This is a genomic window from Corynebacterium sp. CCUG 70398, from assembly GCF_024454055.1.
GTDB lineage: Bacteria > Actinomycetota > Actinomycetes > Mycobacteriales > Mycobacteriaceae > Corynebacterium > Corynebacterium genitalium.
Genome location: NZ_JAGPYZ010000001.1, coordinates 394,804 through 412,531 on the forward strand (window position 1 = coordinate 394,804; position 17,728 = coordinate 412,531).

16 protein-coding genes are annotated in these 17,728 nt (G+C 62.3%); 2 read left to right on the top strand and 14 right to left on the bottom strand.

Translation table 11 applies throughout. The annotated features are described in order from the left end of the window. The 8 genes from tatC to pdxS all read right to left on the bottom strand — a co-directional run bounded on the left by tatC (window position 1) and on the right by pdxS (window position 7,311). Window positions 1–927, bottom strand: a complete 927-nt coding sequence (tatC, locus tag KBX07_RS01875; protein WP_256022895.1) for a twin-arginine translocase subunit TatC — start codon at window positions 925–927, stop codon at window positions 1–3. 41 nt (window positions 928–968) lie between these two features. After that, complete coding sequence (gene tatA / locus KBX07_RS01880) at window positions 969–1,244, bottom strand: Sec-independent protein translocase subunit TatA (RefSeq protein WP_256022761.1); 276 nt, start codon at window positions 1,242–1,244, stop codon at window positions 969–971. A gap of 40 nt (window positions 1,245–1,284) precedes the next feature. After that, window positions 1,285–2,226, bottom strand: a complete 942-nt coding sequence (locus tag KBX07_RS01885; RefSeq protein ID WP_256022763.1) for a YafY family protein — start codon at window positions 2,224–2,226, stop codon at window positions 1,285–1,287. Further along, complete coding sequence (locus KBX07_RS01890; RefSeq protein ID WP_256018749.1) at window positions 2,216–3,160, bottom strand: WYL domain-containing protein; 945 nt, start codon at window positions 3,158–3,160, stop codon at window positions 2,216–2,218. The genes KBX07_RS01885 and KBX07_RS01890 overlap by 11 nt, the downstream gene beginning before the upstream one ends. Then, window positions 3,153–4,568 carry a Pup--protein ligase gene (gene pafA, locus KBX07_RS01895; protein ID WP_256022765.1) on the bottom strand — a complete coding sequence of 472 codons (1,416 nt, stop codon included), beginning with the start codon at window positions 4,566–4,568 and terminating at the stop codon, window positions 3,153–3,155. Before pafA ends, KBX07_RS01890 begins: the two co-directional genes overlap by 8 nt. Beyond that, window positions 4,568–4,753 carry a ubiquitin-like protein Pup gene (locus tag KBX07_RS01900; RefSeq protein WP_370687257.1) on the bottom strand — a complete coding sequence of 62 codons (186 nt, stop codon included), beginning with the start codon at window positions 4,751–4,753 and terminating at the stop codon, window positions 4,568–4,570. Before KBX07_RS01900 ends, pafA begins: the two co-directional genes overlap by 1 nt. 20 nt (window positions 4,754–4,773) lie before the next feature. Then, the gene (dop, locus tag KBX07_RS01905; protein ID WP_256022767.1) at window positions 4,774–6,273 is read right to left on the bottom strand and encodes a depupylase/deamidase Dop; all 1,500 of its coding nucleotides are present in this window, start codon (window positions 6,271–6,273) and stop codon (window positions 4,774–4,776) included. A 147-nt stretch (window positions 6,274–6,420) separates the two neighbouring features. After that, window positions 6,421–7,311: a pyridoxal 5'-phosphate synthase lyase subunit PdxS gene (gene pdxS / locus KBX07_RS01910; protein WP_005290152.1), complete on the bottom strand. Its 891-nt coding sequence runs from the start codon at window positions 7,309–7,311 to the stop codon at window positions 6,421–6,423. Between the two features lie 79 nt (window positions 7,312–7,390). On the opposite strand from pdxS, the gene KBX07_RS01915 reads away from it, so the two are divergent. Then, window positions 7,391–8,779, top strand: a complete 1,389-nt coding sequence (locus KBX07_RS01915; protein ID WP_256022769.1) for a PLP-dependent aminotransferase family protein — start codon at window positions 7,391–7,393, stop codon at window positions 8,777–8,779. Window positions 8,780–8,796: 17 nt separating this feature from the next. Here KBX07_RS01915 and arc read toward each other — a convergent pair whose 3' ends face one another. Genes arc through KBX07_RS01930 form a run of 3 tightly spaced genes read right to left on the bottom strand, consistent with a single transcriptional unit; the run spans window position 8,797 to window position 12,314 of the window. Beyond that, on the bottom strand, window positions 8,797–10,290 hold the full coding sequence (arc, locus tag KBX07_RS01920) for a proteasome ATPase (protein WP_256022771.1): 1,494 nt from the start codon (window positions 10,288–10,290) through the stop codon (window positions 8,797–8,799). Between the two features lie 9 nt (window positions 10,291–10,299). Beyond that, window positions 10,300–11,133 carry a tRNA (adenine-N1)-methyltransferase gene (locus KBX07_RS01925; protein ID WP_256022772.1) on the bottom strand — a complete coding sequence of 278 codons (834 nt, stop codon included), beginning with the start codon at window positions 11,131–11,133 and terminating at the stop codon, window positions 10,300–10,302. An 11-nt stretch (window positions 11,134–11,144) separates the two neighbouring features. After that, window positions 11,145–12,314 (bottom strand): M18 family aminopeptidase, encoded by a 1,170-nt coding sequence (locus KBX07_RS01930; protein WP_256022774.1) that lies wholly within the window; start codon window positions 12,312–12,314, stop codon window positions 11,145–11,147. Window positions 12,315–12,340: 26 nt separating this feature from the next. Here KBX07_RS01930 and KBX07_RS01935 point away from each other — a divergent pair, with 26 nt between their 5' ends. Then, window positions 12,341–13,153, top strand: coding sequence for a RecB family exonuclease (locus tag KBX07_RS01935; protein WP_256003702.1), 813 nt, complete (start codon window positions 12,341–12,343; stop codon window positions 13,151–13,153). Here KBX07_RS01935 and KBX07_RS01940 read toward each other — a convergent pair. The 3 genes from KBX07_RS01940 to aspA all read right to left on the bottom strand — a co-directional run bounded on the left by KBX07_RS01940 (window position 13,150) and on the right by aspA (window position 17,711). Then, a complete protein-coding gene (locus KBX07_RS01940; RefSeq protein ID WP_256022776.1) occupies window positions 13,150–14,826 on the bottom strand; it encodes a formate--tetrahydrofolate ligase in 1,677 nt (558 codons plus the stop codon). The genes KBX07_RS01935 and KBX07_RS01940 overlap by 4 nt on opposite strands. A gap of 19 nt (window positions 14,827–14,845) precedes the next feature. Then, the gene (locus KBX07_RS01945; protein WP_370686997.1) at window positions 14,846–16,156 is read right to left on the bottom strand and encodes an anaerobic C4-dicarboxylate transporter; all 1,311 of its coding nucleotides are present in this window, start codon (window positions 16,154–16,156) and stop codon (window positions 14,846–14,848) included. Between the two features lie 136 nt (window positions 16,157–16,292). Continuing rightward, window positions 16,293–17,711: an aspartate ammonia-lyase gene (gene aspA / locus KBX07_RS01950; protein WP_256022778.1), complete on the bottom strand. Its 1,419-nt coding sequence runs from the start codon at window positions 17,709–17,711 to the stop codon at window positions 16,293–16,295. Window positions 17,712–17,728 lie beyond the last annotated feature (17 nt).

Sequence of the window (17,728 nt, forward strand, 5' to 3'; positions counted from 1 at the left end):
CTAGAGCACGTCGTCGAAATAGCCCGGTTTGTTGAAGTCGTCCGTGGGTTTAGGGGCAGGTGATGCCACCGGAGTCGGAGTACTTACGGGAGCGGCAGCGCTAATGGGCTCGGCAGGAGCGATGGGGCCGGAAGCTTCGTCGTCACGCACATCGCCCCAGTCCCCGGTCTTCTTCTTGCGGCGCTTGTCGTTGATGCGGCAGAACTGGAACGCCATTTCCACGAGGAAGCACAGCGACAGGGCGAGCACGATCATGGAGAACGGATCCTGGCCGGGCGTCATGAACGCCGCGAAAATGAACAGGACCACGATGATGATCCTGCGCTTGTCTTTCACCTGCTCGTACTCGAGCAGCCCGGCAAGGTTGAGCATGATGATGATCAGGGGCACCTCGAAGCTCACGCCGAAGATGATGATCAGTGCGAGGACGAAGTTGTAGTACTCGCCACCGGACAGGGCGCTGACCTGGTACTCACTACCGATCGACATGAGCACGTAGAGGCCCTGGTCAACAATGAAGTAGGCCAGCACCGCCCCAGCAACGAACAGTGTCACCGCGAACGTGACGAAAGACATCGTCCAACGGCGCTCGTTCTTGTGCAGGCCCGGAGTGATGAACGCCCAGATCTGCTGCAGCCACACCGGTGACGAGAGGACGAGACCTGCGAGGAAGCCGACCTTGAGGCGGAGCATGAACATCTCGAACGGCGAAGTGGCGATGAGACGACACGATCCGTCAGACGTCAGATCCGCGCGCAAATGTTCCGGTAAAGAACAGTAGGGTCGGCGAATGATCTCACCCAGCGGCATCGTCGGCCCCGGAGCCCACTGGTACCAAATGAAACCGATGATGGTTCCAACAACGATGGCGATCAGCGAGACCACCACGCGTCGGCGGAGTTCCTGGAGGTGCTCCGTGAGGGTCATCGTGCCCTCGGAGTCCTTCCGGGTGGACGTGCGGGACACAGCTAGTTAGTGGGGCGCTGCTGGTTTTCCGGCTGGTCCCAGAAGCCCTGCTGCGAGTTGGGTGTCTGAGTCGACTCGGCGCCCGAGGTCAGCTCACGCTGAGGGTTCGCGACAGACTCCTTTGCAGCCTTGTCGTTGTTCATCTCGTTGACCTCGGACTTGAAGATGCGCGCAGAACGGCCCACAGAGCGAGCCAAGTCCGGAAGCTTTGCAGCTCCGAAAAGCAGCAGGATGATGAAGACGATCAGGAGGATTTCCATCAGGCCAAGGTTTGGCATGGGAGTTCCTTTCATTCAAGGGCTTAAAGCGCGTGTGGCTCTAAGCATAACGCTCAAGGGCCGCAGAACTGCGACCGGCGACCTCTTCGGCAATATGAGTCGGCTCCACAACGCTCACTCGGTCGGCCTGGCTGAGACAGAAACGAACCATCCAGTCGTCGCTGCCGTAGGGCATGGAGGCCTCGACCCACTCACCTTCGGTGAGCTCCGTGGGCTCGGTCTCGTGCAACTCGATCTGCCAGTAGTCTGCCAGCCACGTCGCGTCACTGCGGATGCGCAGTGACGCGACGTTCTCCTGCCCGAACCCGAAGGGGTTTGCCGCGTCGTAGTCGCGGTGGGCAGACGGGGCGGCGGGGACGTCGAGAAGCGATGCGTCCTGGATACGGTCCAAGCGGAAGGTCTTCGGTGAGCCGTCCTCGAACGCCGACAGGTAGGTCGCACCGTCACGGTGGAACATGCCCACCGGGGACACCGTGCGCGTGCGCGTCGTGTCGGAAGTCGCCGAGTAGTAGGTGATCTCCAGCATGCAGCGCTGTGTCAGCGCCTGGGACACCACGCGTGCCGGTCCGGGAGTCTCCGCATGGTCGGAGTCGGGAACACCGGCATCGTGCATGACGTCCCGGAGTTTCTGCGCGGCGGACGCCACCGCGGTTTGATCCACGAGACCCGGCATGGTTTCCAACGATTCCAGGGTGAGCAAGAGGGCATTCGCTTCCGTAGGCGTGAGACGCAGCGGCGCGTTCAACCCTTGATCTTCGATGAGCGTGATGCCAGTCCAATCTGCGGAAAGGTCGATCATCTCGCCCGGTCCTTTACCCACGCCCGACATCTGCAGCCGCTTCAGGTCCTCCATGACCTCGGTGTGCGGGTACCCCAGGTTCCGCGCGATCTCCATCGGCGTCGCATCCGGGTGTTGGTGCAGGTACGGGATCAAGTTCAGCGCGCGGACGAGTTGGCCGAGCTTTTCCGGGCTATCTTTCATTCTGCGCCTCCTGAGTCGCGCTCAATAGCTTGATGACGTCCTCGCGCACATCCCCCGGCAACTTCACCACCGCATGCGGAGCGAAGCTGGCGGTAGTGCGCACCAGCCAGTCACGCTCCACGTCGACGAGACGGAAACGGCTATCACCGAGATCTGTAGCTTTCGCGACGAGCTCCCCCGCCGTTCCGGGGTCAACGCGCACCACCGCTTCTTTCACCGTGGGGCCGCGTAGGGAATCCTCAACGATCTGCTGGACCGGGCGGTCTGGCAGGTGGAAATCCCCTGCGGGCACGTCACGCACTTTTCGGACATCGCTGACGCGCACCGCCCGGAAACTGCGTTCAGCTTCGCGTTCCACGTCGTAGCCGACGACGTAGGCGCGGTTGTTCAGCGCGATGAGCCCCCACGGGTCCATCGTGCGCGTTTGCGGCGGCGCTGTCGGAGAGGGCTGGTAGGTGAAGCGCATCCGGGTGCGGGAACGCACGCACGCGGTCACGGCCGCGACGACATCAGTGTCGAGCCGGGAAATGTCGTTGTCCAGCGCGCTAATCGGAGCATCGTCAAATGCCCGCGTTGCACCGCCCGCTGCGATCTTGGTCCACCCGGAGCGCGCGAACGCGCCCAAGCTTCCCGACGTCCCCAAGTCCCCCGCCAGCCCCAGCACGTAGGCTTCTTCCTCGGTGAAGCTGATCGGCGGAAGTTCGTAGGAGTCTTTGTTCACCCATACCAGCCCGTTCTCACTGCGCGCGGGAACGCCAGCCCGGCGCAGTGATTGGACATCGCGCTTGAGGATGCGCGCCATGGCGGTATCGGTCTTGTCTTCGTAGCCGTCAACATGCGTGCGGATCCACTCGATATCACGCGGCTTATTCGACCCCAGCAATGCGAACGTGAGGTTGGTCAGCCGTTGGATCACTCGCGCATCGTTAGCCACGGATTCCCCCTTGTGCGTTGCCAAGCACCTCGCGGTTCTCGCGCATGTACGCCACGAGCTTATCGACGCCTACGTCCTCCGTCGCGAACGGATCCTGCACATCCACCGTCTGCGGCTCTGGGCGGTCAACCTTCATGTGCACCCAGTCGACGGTGTAGTGGGCGCCCAGCTCACGGGCCGTATCGAGGAACTGTGCGCGCAGAGCGGCGCGCGTTGTTTCCGGCGCGGTAGCCGCAGCCGCGGCGATTGCCTCGTCGGTGGTCCACCGCTGGACTAATCCTTTATTTTGCAGGTGGTAGAACAGCCCGCGGCGCGGGCTAATGTCGTGGTACGCCAAGTCGATCTGAGCGAGCTTCGGGTGATTCCAGTCCCCGCCCAAGCGGTCGCGGTAGCGCTCAAGCAAGTTGCGTTTGATCACCCAATCGATCTCGCCAGAGACTGGCTCGAAGTTCTGCGTCTCGATGGCCGTGAGTGTCCTGCCCCACAGCTCCACGACCTTCTCCAACTCAGCATTCGGCGTGCCCTCGTCCTGGCGCTGGGCGAGCCAGCCCTTCGCGGCCTCGAGGACGGCCTGCTGGACCTCGAGCGCGGTCACTGTGGTGTCGCCTTTGAGCGCGAGTTCTGTCTGGCCGGTCGGGTCGAGCGCGATCTGTTTGATGTGCTTGATCGGCTCGGCCACGTCGAAAGCCGGAATGTCCCAATCCGCTTCGAGCATCTCGATGACCAACTGCGTCGAGCCGATCTTGAGAGCAAAGGAGGGCTCCGCCATGTTGGAGTCACCAACGATGACATGCATGCGGCGGAACCGGCTCGAATCCCCATGGGGTTCGTCGCGGGTGTTGATGATCGGCCGTGTCCTCGTAGTGGCTGACGAGACTCCCTCCCACACCTGATCGGCGCGCTGCGAGATGACGAAACGGCCGTTCTTGATCATGCCCGCACCGCACAGCAGTTGCCGGGTGATCAGAAACGGCAGGAGACGTTTCCCGAAGTTCTTCAGCGACAGCTCGCGGCTGATCAGGTAGTTCTCGTGCGTACCGTAGGAGTTACCTGCAGAGTCAACGTTGTTCTTGAACAGGTACACGTCGCCGCCGATGCCTTCAGCCGCGAGGGTCTTTTCCGTCTGAGCGGCGAGATCGTTGAACAGTACTTCACCCGCTTTGTCGTGGTTGAGCAACTGGGTGAGCGAATCGCACTCCGCTGTCGCGTACTCCGGGTGCGCACCGACATCGAGATACAGACGGGCCGCGTTGGCGGTGAAGATGTTCGTGCTCTTGTACTGGGCCACGACTGGCTTGAACAAGTACCGCGCGATCTCCTCCGGCCCTAAAACCGCCTTGCCGTCACGGATGGCGGTCAGGCCGAATTCAGTCTCCACGCCCATGATGCGGCGCGGATACACCGTCATTACTGGCCGCCCTTTTGCACGTAGGAACGGACGAACTCCTCGGCGTTGTTATCCAGCAGAGAGTCGATTTCGTCGAGCAGGTCGTCGGTGCCTGCGGTGTTGACATTGACCTGGCCGGCCTCCTGGCCGGTACCCTCCTCGTCGGACCCGCCGCCGGAGTAGGTGTTCATCTGTTCTTGAGCCATAGCTCTACCCTACTTAGCGCTTATGGGTTCTCGTTGAAAGCGGCGACAATCTCCTCCACGGATGCCGCACGGTCCAGCAACTCACCGACATCATCGCGCGTGAATCCGTCCACTGCGTGGATGGAGACAGTCCGCGGGCCAGCGTTGGTGTTGAACTGGATGGTCTGCCAACTCGAGGAGAGGACGTCTTCGCCGAATTCCTTCGCGATCCTGCCGCGGAAGTACGCCCGGGAACTCTCCGGTGGTGTAGTAGCGGCCCGGGCGATGTCCTCGTTGTTGACCAACGTCTTCATCCGTCCAGCTCGAACCAGCGCGTGGTAGAGCGACTTGTCCGGATCGATGTCGGCGTATTGAAGGTCCACGGCCTTGAGCTTGGCGTTGCCGATGTCGATTCCGCGGTCGAGGTAGCCCTTGATCAACGCCCACTTCGCTGTCCAGTCGAGACGGTCCGCGGTAGACAGTGGATCGCGATCAAGATCGTCCAGGATCTCTCCCCATAGAGCCACGACCTGTTTGTCCACATCTGTTTCGGGCGTGACGCGTGCAAGGTAGTCGCGCTGAATCGCCAATGCTGTGAGCGTACGGCCATCCTTGAGCCCGAGCTGGTGCGTCAGGCTCAGATCACGGGACACCCGCTTGAGTTCCTCAACTGGTTCCTTGAGCTGGAGGTCCGAGAAGTCGACGCCTTCTTCGATAGCGTCGAGGACGAGCTTCGTCGTGCCCAATTTGAGCAGGTTGGCGTACTGCGACATGTTGGCATCGCCGATGATGACATGGAGCCGGCCGAACTGGGTCGCGTCCGCATGCGGCTCGTCGCGGGTGTTGATGATGCCGCGGTTGAGTGTCGTCTCCAGCGAGACCTCTTGGAAGAAGTAGTCGGCCCGCTGGGAGATCTGGAATCCGTCCTGCTCCCCCGCTTCCCCCAGTCCCATTCGGCCCGCGCCCGCGAAGACTTGGCGGGTCACGAAGAACGGGATCAAACCCTCAGTGATCGCCTCGAATGGGGTCTGCCGAGAGTATTGGTAGTTTTCGTGGGCACCGAACGATGCGCCTTTGCCGTCGACATTGTTCTTGTACAGCTTCAGCGGCGGGCAGGGGTCGTGGCCGCCCAGCACTGAGACGCCGTCTTCCCACAGCTCTGCGATCCGGGCGGCGGCGTCGTTGAGGACGTGGTCACCGGCAGCGTCGTAAAGCATGGCGCTGAAGGCATCCGGGACCTCGGGCGATGAGTACTCGGGGTGCGCGTGGTCGACGTAGAAGCGCGCACCGTTCTCCGTGACCACATTGGCCACACCGATCGCGTTAGGGTCGACGATGGGAACTGTTTGGTAGCGCTTCAGATCGAACCCGCGGGAATCCTTCAGCGGGTGCTCGTCCTGATAATCCCAGCGCGCACGGGCGGCGGTGTGCATCGCCGCATAGGCCACCACCGCGTGAGTCGAGCTCACAATGGGACTCAGGCTCGGGCTATCCGGCGTGAGAATGCCGTACTCAGTTTCGGTTCCCATGAAACGCGTCATGGTGCACCAGTCTAAAGGGGCGTACGTAGCGGGTGAGAGCCCCGGTCCTACATTTTCAGTATCGCCTTTCGCGGCCCCGCAGCTGCGTTTCCGCAGTTCGCCAGTTGGCTAAACGCCTGAAAGGCGATACTAAAGATCTATTGCTGGCTACCAACCGCGCTCGGCAAGACGGTGCGGAGCCGGCAGGTCAGACACATTAATGCCGACCATGGCCTCGCCGAGACCGCGGGACGCCTCGGTGACAGCAGCGATGTCGTTCCAGTTCTGGGTAGCTTTCACCACAGCAGCTGCACGGGCCTCCGGGTTGCCGGACTTGAAGATGCCGGAGCCGACGAAGACACCGTCGGCACCCAGTTCCATCATCAGGGCCGCATCGGCCGGCGTGGATACGCCACCGGCGACGAAGAGTGGTACCGGCAGTGCGCCGTGCTCGGCCACGTAGGCAACCAGTTCGTACGGCGCCTGCAGTTCCTTGGCGGCAACGTAGAGCTCATCGCGGTTGCCGTTCCACAGTGCTTGCAGGCCAGCGATCTCACTCTTGATAGTGCGCAGGTGCTTGGTGGCCTCGGATACATCACCGGTGCCGGCCTCGCCCTTCGAACGAATCATTGCTGCACCCTCGTTCACGCGGCGCAGTGCCTCGCCCAGGTTGGTCGCGCCGCAGACAAACGGCACGTCGAAGCCGCGCTTATCGATGTGGTTGACGTAGTCCGCCGGGCTGAGCACCTCAGACTCGTCGACGTAGTGAACACCGAGGTGCTCGAGAATCTTGGCCTCCACCGAGTGGCCAATACGAGCTTTGGCCATCACGGGAATGTCAACGGCACCGAGAATGCCTTCGATAAGGTCCGGGTCGGACATGCGGGCAACACCGCCCTGGGCGCGAATGTCGGCGGGCACGCGCTCGAGCGCCATCACAGCGATAGCGCCGGCGTTCTCGGCGATCTTCGCCTGCTCGGGCGTGACCACATCCATGATCACTCCGCCCTTGAAGGACTCGGTCAACTCAGCTTTAGAGAGGTTCGTGGAAAACGTCATAGCACTAGTCTTGCCCTCCCACTGGTAGATTCCTAGTGCCAGTTTGATTTAGATTCTTTGGACCAGTCACCTTCGAGCAATGCTTATCGACGTCTCCCGCGACCTCCCCACTCCACTCCCCGCGCAAGTCGCAACCGCCATCAGGACGGCTATCACCGAAGGAGAACTGCAGCCCGGGGATGAGGTGCCGTCGACACGCGAGCTTGCGCGACTGGCCGGGATCTCACGCGGTAGCGTCGTCACGGCGTACGACCAGCTCATCAGCGAAGGGTACTTGCTGGCCTCGCAGGGTTCACCGACGCGCGTGCATCCCGATCTGCCGGCGGGTGCACCTAGTGGCATCGATGCACCACCTTTTCGGCCAAAAGTTGAGCAACCGCGAAAGCTCATTTCTTTGAAGCCGTCGTCCGGGCACGCCGGAGCAGTACGTCCCGCCGCATGGCGCCAAGCGTGGCGGGAGGCAGCAGCTGAACCGTCCATCGTGGTCGATTCTGCAGGACAACCCGAGCTCCGCAGGGCGATCGCAGAGCACCTCCGTCTGGCCCGCGGACTGGCGGTGACTGAGGACCGAATCGTAGTCACCGGCGGGTCACGCGAAGGCCTCATGCTGATTCTGCTCACTCTCGCCAGGCGGCAGCATCATCTCCGGGTGGGGGTCGAGGACCCTGGCCACCCAGGCCTCCGCCGCGTCATTCCAACCACCGGGCACAACGCGGTCCCATGCGCCGTCGATGAGTACGGCGTGAACGTCCAACTCTTGCCCGACAAATTGGATGCTCTTCTGGTCACTCCCGCTTTCCAGTACCCGCTCGGTGCATCGATGCCGGCTGCCCGCCGGTCCGAACTGCTCGCGTGGGCGCATGAGAAGGGTACAGCTCTCATCGAGGATGACTTCAATGCTGAGCTGCGCTACCGCCTTGCCCCGCAACCTCCGCTGGCCGCCCTCAATCACCAGGCCGACGTGTTCACGCTGGGTACCTTCTCGACGTTGCTGAGCCGCAACCTTTCTGCCGGGTACGTAGTCACTCCCCCAGCATTCGCTGAAGGCGTGCAGCAGACGCGGAAGGTCCTCGGTATGCCCGTATCCGCGGTCACGCAGCTGGCCGTCGCGCGTCTGCTTCAGAACGGGCATGTTCGCCGGAACACGAAAGCCGTCCGTAACCGTTTGGCACGTCGGCGGGCGATCATCCACACTGATCTCGTTCCGGCGCTCGAGGCCAGCGGTGCACACGTCAACGAAATGGCCGAGTCGAACGGAGTGGATCTCACACTGAACTTCGACTCACCTGCCCACCGGAACCAATTCGCTGACAAGCTTCGGTCACATGGGATCGAGTGCGGCCGCCTCGAGTCGTTGTGGTCGAGCCGTGATGGGCGCACGGAAGGATTGATCATGAGCTTCGCGCACCTCAGTGACCACGACTTCGACATTGTCCTACGGACCCTTGCTAGCAGTTCGGCTCTTTGAAGCACGACCCCGGACACCTACAGCACCTCAGCAGCCACGACTCGTTTGCCGGTGCGGCCCGAAATGCGCGCCCATTCGTCCGGGTTGGACACGTTCGGCATGTCCTCGCTCTCGTCCTGCTCTGCACGAACTGCGGTGCGCACGTGCTCGACGGAAACTCCCGAACCCGCGCCCGAAATTTCATCCTTAATAGCCAGCTTCTTCGCACGGTCGACGACGTTGGCGATCATCGCGCCGGAGACGAAGTCGGAGTAGTGGAGGGTTTCGGTGGTGCCGTCGACAAGCGTGAGCTGGACGAAAGGACGCGGGGCAAAGAGCTTATCGACGCCCGCGTTCACCAGATCTTCCACCTCCTCCGCGTGCGGAACATCGTCGGTGATGTAGCGGGCGAAGATCTCGCGGGCCTCCTCGCGTGAGGGACGGTCGACACGGATTTTGATGTCTAGGCGGCCGGGCCGCAGAATCGCCGGGTCGATGAGTTCTTCCCGGTTGGTGGCGCCGATGACGATGACGTTGGCGATGTCTTCCACTCCATCGATCTCCGTGAGCAACTGCGGGACGACGGTCGTTTCCATGTCGGAGGACACACCGGAGCCGCGGGTCCGGAAGATCGACTCCATTTCGTCGAAGAAGACGATGACGGGCCGTCCTTCGCCGGCGAGTTCGCGGGCTCGCTCGAAGATGAGGCGGATGCGGCGCTCTGTCTCGCCGACGTACTTATTCAGCAGCTCCGGGCCCTTGACGTTGAGGAAGTGCGCCGCTCCCCCGTCACCGATGCGAGTGGACAGCGAGTTAGCGACCGCTTTGGCGATCAGCGTTTTTCCACAACCGGGCGGGCCGTAGAGCAGCAGCCCCTTCGGCGGTTTCAAGTTATAGGCCTTGTACAGCTCCGGGTGCGTGAACGGCAGCTCGACAGAATCCCGGATCGTCTCGATCTGGTCCCGCAGGCCGCCGATGTCGGCGTAGGTGACGTCGGGAATCTCTTCGAGGGATAGCTGGTTGACCTCAGTTTTGGGGATGCCTTCGAAGGCGTAGCCCGCTTTTGCGTCGATAAGCACGGTGTCGCCTGCGCGGGCCTTGGCGCGAACATTCTCGGCAAGCTGGACGACCTGTTCCGCGCCCTGCATGTCAGCGACGATGGCGCGGTCAAACCCGATTTTCTCCGACAGGGTTGCCAGCTGACCGGCCTTAGGGAAACCGGCCGCCTCCACGACAATCGACCCTTCGCCGAGGCGCACAAGTCCACCCGGAGTGAGCGTGCCCGGCTCAATATGCGGCGAGACCTTCAAACGCATCCGTCGGCCGGACGTGAACACTTCAGCTTCTTGTCCGCGGCGCGCTGGGGCGAGGTAGATGCCGTACGTCGACGCCGGCTCGGACAATGCGTCGACCTGCGCGGAAAGGTCCTTGAGCTTGTCGCGGGAGACCTTCAACATCTCCGCGAGCTGCTTATTGCGCGCGGAGAGAGCCTGGTTCTGCTGTTTCAGCTCGCGGAGGTCGGCATCGTTCATGACTCCAGCTTATCTGCGGGCTCGACGCTGCGGACGAGGGGGCGTGACACCGTCGGCAAGCCTGCGGGTCCACACCAAAAACGCTGTGTGCGCGTTCATGCGGTGCTCCGGGCGGGTGGCCAGGCCCTCGACTTTCCATTCGCGCAGGAGGGTCTCCCAGGAGCGCGGTTCGGTGAAGCACTTCGCTTCGCGGATACCTTCGACGATGTTCATCAGCTGCGGCACTGTGGCCACGTACGTCATGAACACCCCGCCCGGGATGAGGATGTCCTTCACCGTATCGATGAAGTGCCACGGCTCCACCATGTCCAAAATGACGCGGTCGACGGGACCACCGAGGTCTTCTTGGGTCACCTCGCCGAAATCGCCCAGGCGCGGGGTCCACCAGGACGGGCGCTGCCCGAAGTAATCGTCGACGTTGTCCTCGGCAAAAGCCAAGTGATCATCACGAATCTCGTAAGAGAACACGTGACCTTCCGGGCCGACTGCGCGCAGCAGGGACATCGTCAGCGCACCGGAGCCAGCACCAGCCTCCAGCACGCGGGCACCCATGAAAATGTCGCCCTCGACGAGGATCTGGCCGGCGTCCTTCGGGTAGATAACCGCCGCGCCGCGGGGCATCGACAGGACTTGGTCCACGAGCAGGTGGCGGAAGCACAGATAGTCGGCACCGTTGGAGGACTTCACCACGGAGCCTTCGTCGGCGCCGATGATGTCGTCGTGGGAGATGCCGCCCTTGTGCGTGTGGTACGTCGCGCCGGGGACGAGCTCAATGGTGAAGTGGCGGCGCTTCGCGTCGGTCAGCTGCACCTTGTCGCCGGGGCGGAATGGGCCTGAATACATGGGAGTCCTTTCTAGCAGTCGCCACGCAGGAAGGCGGACAGCGCATCCTCGAACCAGGCCTGGTCCTGCACGCCGACCAACTCGCGGGCAGAGTGCATCGATAGCAGCGGCACGCCTACGTCAACAGTGGGGATGCCTAGGCGCGTCGAGGCAATCGGGCCGATCGTCGACCCGCATGGCACCCCGTTGTGCCCGACGAACGTCTGCACCGGCACGTTCGCGTTGCGGCAGGCACGGATCCAGGTCGCTTCCGTTTCCGCGTCCGAGGAGTAGCGCTGGTTCGCGTTGATCTTCAGCACCGGCCCGCGGTTCATCAACGGACGGTGGGTCGGGTCATGCTTGCCCGGATAGTTCGGGTGCACAGCGTGGGCGGCATCAGCCGAGATCATCGTCGACTCGGCGAAGATATCCAGCGGGTCACCCAGATCGCGGGCAACGCGTGTGAGCACCCGCTCGAGCAACGGCCCGCCCGCCCCGGTGGCCGAGGCCGAGCCGACCTCCTCGTGGTTGAATGCGGCGAGGACGATCACGTCCTTCGCCTCATCCTTCGCGCGCACCATGGCCTGCAGCGACGCGTGCACACTCGACAGGTTATCCAAGCGGCCCGCAGCCATGACATCGCCCATCACGACCGGGGACTGAGCATCAGCGGAGATGAGTTCGTGCGCAATGATCTCCTCCGGCTTCACACCGAGCTGCTCAGCCACGACGTCCATGAACGGCCGGTCCACAGCCATAACCGGCTGCATGTGCACTTGCCTGTCCATCTCCGGCGCGTCACCGCGGTAGAGATGGATCGCTAGGTTCGGTACTCGCGCGATAGGGCCGGTGGATACGAGGTGGGTGGAGCCGTCGATAAGCGACACACGCCCGGCGAAGGTGAGCTCGCGGTCGAACCACGAGGACAGAATCGGCCCGCCGTAGACTTCAACGGCGAGCTGGCGGAACCCCTCACGGACGAAGTCGGGGTCTGGCTTGAGCATCAGCCCCGGCGAGTCGGTGTGCGAGCCGATGATGCGGAAACGCGGGTTCGGGTTCTCCGGGATCCACCATGCGATCACGGCGCCGCCGTGGACGAGGATCTGGTCGTCGGGAAAGCCTGCGGCCACCAGCTCGTCGCGGACGTTCGCGGCGGCATGGAACGCGCTTGGGCTTGCTGCGATGAATTCGGAGAGGTTCATGGCTCCACCTTAGAATGGTGGGCACGATGAAACCGCTTGCCCTCTCCCCTTCGCGCGCCAACGACTACCTGCAATGCCCGCTGAAGTATCGCCTCCGTGCGATCGACCGGATCCCGGAACCGAAGACGGAAGCGCAGGTCACCGGCACGCTTGTGCATGCTGTTCTCGAGGAGATGCACGCCTGGCCCCGCGAGGAGCGGACTTACCCCGCCGCGGTGAAGCGCATCAAGCCGGCATGGCAGAAGATGCTTATCGACGACTCTTCCTGCGCCGACCCCATTGCCGACGAGTACGCCCTGTTCGTCGCGGCGCGTTCCCTGCTGCGCGGCTACTTCGAGATGGAGAACCCGCACGGTTTCGACTCACACGCCCAAGAAATGTACGTCGATGCCGTGCTGCCGAACGGTGTTCCCGTGCGCGGGTTCATCGACCGCGTGGACATTGCGCCCACGGGTGAAATCCGTGTTGTCGACTACAAGACGGGCAAGAAGCCCTCGCCCCGCTTCTCTGACGAAGCAAAGTTCCAGATGCGTTTCTATGCGCTGGTGTACTGGCGCATGTTCGGCACGATTCCGCACCAGCTGAGGCTGATGTACCTCAAAGTGATCGATTCGCTCTTCCTTGCCCCATCGCGGGAAGAACTCGAATTCTTCGAGCGCGATCTGGGCGACCTGTGGCACAAGATTCAATCCGACGGGCAGTCCGGCAACTTCCGCCCAAAGCCGTCGAAGCTGTGCAACTGGTGCTCGTTCCAAGCCCTGTGCCCGATCTACGGTGGGACACCGCCGGAGTACCCCGGATGGCCGGGGTCTGCAGCTGATTCTGTTCCGGAGGTTTAGAACAGCCCGCTGATGGTGCCGGTGGCGTCGACGTCGATATTGTTGGCGGCGGGCACCTTGGGTAACCCCGGCATGGTCATCACGTCGCCGGTCAGAGCGACGATGAAGCCAGCTCCGGTGCGTGGGATGAGCTTGCGCACGTGCAATGTGTGTCCCTCCGGTGCACCAAGCGCAGCTGGGTCGTCCGAGAAGCTGTACTGGGTCTTTGAGACGCACACCGGAAGGGTGTCCCAGCCGTTGTCCTTGATCGTCTTCAAGTCGCGCTGTGCATTGACCGAGTACTGCACCTTGTCGGCGCGGTAAATCTCCCGGACGAGGGTTTCGATAGCATTCTCAATCCCATCGGCAGGGTCATACAGTGTCTTCGACGAGCCTTCGGTGAGGTTGTCCAACAGCGTTGTGGCCAGTTTCTGGGCTCCTTCGCCGCCTTTCGCCCACACCTCGGCTTCCTCCAGGGCGACGCCGAATGTGTCGGCCCATTCACGCATGAAGTCGCGTTCGGCCTGCGTATCGGACGCGAACAGGTTGAGCGCGACAACTGGCGTGACACCGAACTTCCGCACGTTCTCCACGTGGCGCTCGAGATTGACCACGCCCGCCTTGAGCGCCTCAAGGTTCTCGTCCGTGAGCTTCTGCTTGTCGATGCCGCCGTTGTACTTCAGCGAACGAATCGTCGCCACAATCACTGCGCCGGCGACATCCAAGTTCCCGTATGCGGCCTTGATATCGAAGAACTTCTCTGCACCCAGGTCAGACCCGAAGCCCGCCTCGGTGAGTACGATGTCGGCGCACTGCTGCGCGGTGCGGGTGGCGATGAGGGTGTTGCAGCCGTGCGCAATGTTCGCAAACGGGCCGCCGTGAATGAACGCTGGTGTACCCCCGAGAGTCTGCACAAGGTTCGGGTTGAGAGCTTCCTTGAGCAGCGCTGCCATGGCACCTTCGGCGTGGAGATCACCGGCGGTGACAGGATTCCCGTCGAAAGTCAGGCCAATGGTGATCCGCGCCAGCCGCGCTTTCAGGTCTTCGAGGTCGGTGGCGAGACCGAGCACAGCCATGATCTCGCTGGCCGCGGTAATGGTGAAGCCGGTCTGGGCTGGGACACCAGAGGCTGGGCCACCGAGCCCGGTGACCACGTTGCGCAGGGAGCGGTCGTTGACGTCCAAGCAGCGCTGCCATGTCACGCGCCGGGCATCGATTCCCAGCTCGTTGCCCTGCTGGATGTGGTTGTCGATCATCGCGGCAAGCGTGTTGTTGGCCGACGTGATCGCATGGAAGTCACCGGTGAAGTGAAGGTTGATGTTTTCCATCGGCACCACCTGCGAGTAACCACCACCGGCGGCACCGCCCTTGATACCCATGACTGGGCCCAGCGACGGTTCACGCAGAGCGACCATGGCGTTGTGGCCCTGCTGCGCCAATGCGTCGGTCAGACCAATCAGGACGGTCGACTTGCCTTCGCCAGCCGGGGTCGGCGACACACCGGTGACGAGGATGAGCTTTCCATTCTTGTGGTCGCGGCCCGCCGATTGAAGCGCACTGACATCCACCTTCGCCATGTTTCTGCCGTACGGGATGAGTGCACCGTCGGGCACACCGGCCTTCGCGGCGATGTCCCCGATCGGTTCGAGTGTGTGGGCTTGGGCAATAGCGACGTCAGTGGTAGGAGCGTTCATACCTCCCAGCGTAGGCGCCCTATATCAGCACCGCACCGAAACCGTAACCCAACAGGACGGAGAGAATGATGCACACTGTGCCCGGAATGATGAACGGGTGGTCAAAGACGTATTTTCCGATCCGCGTGGAACCGGTGTCGTCCATCTCCACTGCCGCGAGCAGAGTCGGGTATGTAGGCAAGACGAACAGCGCGGACACTGCCGGGAACGCGGCGACTGCAGTCAGCGGGCTAACTCCAATGGCAATAGCCGCTGGCATGAGCGCCTTCGCGGTGGCTGCCTGGGAGTACAGCAGAGATGCCGCAAAGAAGAGCACGACCGCCAACAGCCACGGCTGCGATTGCAGCACGTTACCGGAGATGTCCTGAATCTCGTCGATGTAGTGGTTAATGAAGGTGGTGCCCAGCCATGCGACACCGAGCACGCAGACCGCGGCCGACATTCCGGAGCGGAACACCTGGGTGTTCAAGACCTGCGCGGCGTGCTGCTTTGTCACCATGAGAATGATGGCCGCGGCCGCCAGCATGATGGTCATGATCGCCTCATTGCGCGGGATCGTGGGTTCTGCGATGAGACCGACTTGATCGGAAATGATCGTCGCGTACACCATGACTACGACAATGGCGACAAGGAAAATGATCACAGATGTTTTCGCGCCCTTTGTCGGTGCGTAACCGGTCTGCGAGGCGGGAGGCTTGACCAAGCCTTCCTCGAGTCGCTGGCGGTAAACAGGGTCGTCTACAAGGTCCTTGCCCATTCGGTTGGCCAACCATGCCGTGGGAAAGATGGCCAGGAACGTTGCAGGAATCATCACACCGAGCAGCTGCAGGTAACCCACGCCGTGAGGCTCAAGCAGGTCTGCCATGAAGACCACTGCGGCCGAGATCGGTGAAGCGACAATGGCCATCTGGGAAGCGATGACTGCCACCGTCAGGGGGCGCGACGGCCGGACCTTGCCCTCCTTCGCCACCTCCACAATGACGGGCAGCGTGGAGAACGCGGTGTGGCCGGTTCCGGCTAGGACGGTCATGAGCCAGGTGACAATCGGCGCGTACAACGTCACGCGCTTCGGGTCGCGGCGGAGGAACTTCTCCGCCAGATACACCAGGTAGTCCATTCCGCCGGCGAGCTGCATCGCTGAAATCGCAGCGATGACGCACATGATGATGCCGATGACATCGAAGGGAATGTCTTCGGCAGTGACCTGCATGCCGGTCAGGCCGAGCGCGATAACGCCCAAACCTCCGGCGAAACCGATAGCGATGGAACCCAGGCGGGCGCCCAAAATGATGGCGCCGAAGAGGATGATGAGCTGAAGGACTAACAGCACAACGGGGTCCTTTCTCGAGCACAGTGAGAGCTCTGTTGAGTTGCGATACCTCCAGTATGCGACGCAAAAGACCGCCCTACCAGGCTGGTAGAGCGGTCAGAGGCGGATTGTGGCGAGGCTAACCCCCGTTTGCGTCTCACTCCAGGTAGAGCTTGCCGCGGAACTCCGGGTGCATGAGGTTTTCCTTGGAGAGAATCTTGTCGAGGGTTTCTTCGTCGAGAAGCTCCTTCTCCAGCACGAGCTCGCGCACACCGCGGCCCGTCTCGGCGGCCTCCTTGCCGATCAGGTCACCATTGTGGTGGCCGATGAACGGGTTGAGGTAGGTGATGATGCCGATGGAGTTCTCCACATAACCCTGGCAGACGTCCTTGTTGGCGGTAATGCCAGTGACGCACTTCTCACGCAGCGTCTTCGCGGCGTTGCGCAGCAGTGAGATGGACCCGAACAAGCTGCGAGCGATGACCGGCTCCATCACGTTGAGCTGGAGCTGGCCAGCCTCGGCGGCCATAGAGACGGTGACGTCGTTGCCGAACACCTTGAAGCACACCTGGTTGACCACTTCGGGGATGACCGGGTTGACCTTCGCGGGCATGATCGAGGAACCAGCCTGGCGCTCCGGCAGGTTGATCTCATTCAGGCCAGCGCGCGGGCCAGAGGACAAAAGGCGCAGGTCGTTGCAGATCTTCGACAGCTTCATGGCTGCGCGCTTCAGGGCGGAGTGAGCCATGACGTAACCGCCGGTGTCACTCGTTGCCTCGATGAGATCCGGGGAGGTGGAGATCGGCAGGCCAGTGACCTCGCGCAGAGCGGCGGTGACTTGGTCACGGTAGCCGCCCGGAGTGTTCACGCCGGTGCCGATTGCGGTGGCGCCCAGGTTGATCTCCAAAAGCGAGTCCGCTGCCTGGCGCAGTCGGTCCTGCTCCTCCGCGAGATTGGCACCGAAGGCGGTGAACTCTTGGCCCAGAGTCATGGGGACAGCGTCCTGCAGCTGGGTGCGGCCCATCTTGAGGATGTCGTGGAACTCATCGCCCTTGGAACGGAACGCCTTCTGCAGTTCATCCAGTTCCTCGATGAGGCCCTGGAATGACTGGTGCAGGCCCAGGCGGAAACCAGTCGGGTACGCGTCGTTCGTGGACTGCGACATGTTGACATCGTCGTTCGGGTTGATGACGTCGTAGGAACCCTTCGGGTGACCCAGGAGCTCGAGCGCAAGGTTGGCCACGACCTCGTTGGTGTTCATGTTCACCGAGGTGCCCGCGCCGCCCTGGTAGGCGTCGATGGGGAACTGGTCCATGCACCGGCCGTCGTGAAGAATCTGGTCGCATGCGGCGATGATCGCGTCAGCCTTGTCCTTCGGCAGGGTGTGCAGACGGCGGTTGGCCATCGCGGCGGCCTTCTTCACCATGACCATGCCGCGGACGAAATCCGGGTAGTCCTGGATCTTGGCGGACGAGATCTGGAAGTTGTCGATCGCGCGCATCGTGTGCACGCCGTAGTACTTCTCGTCGGGAACGTCGACGGTACCGAGCAAATCTTCTTCTGTTCTGTAGCCCATACGTGCCCAGTGTAGCC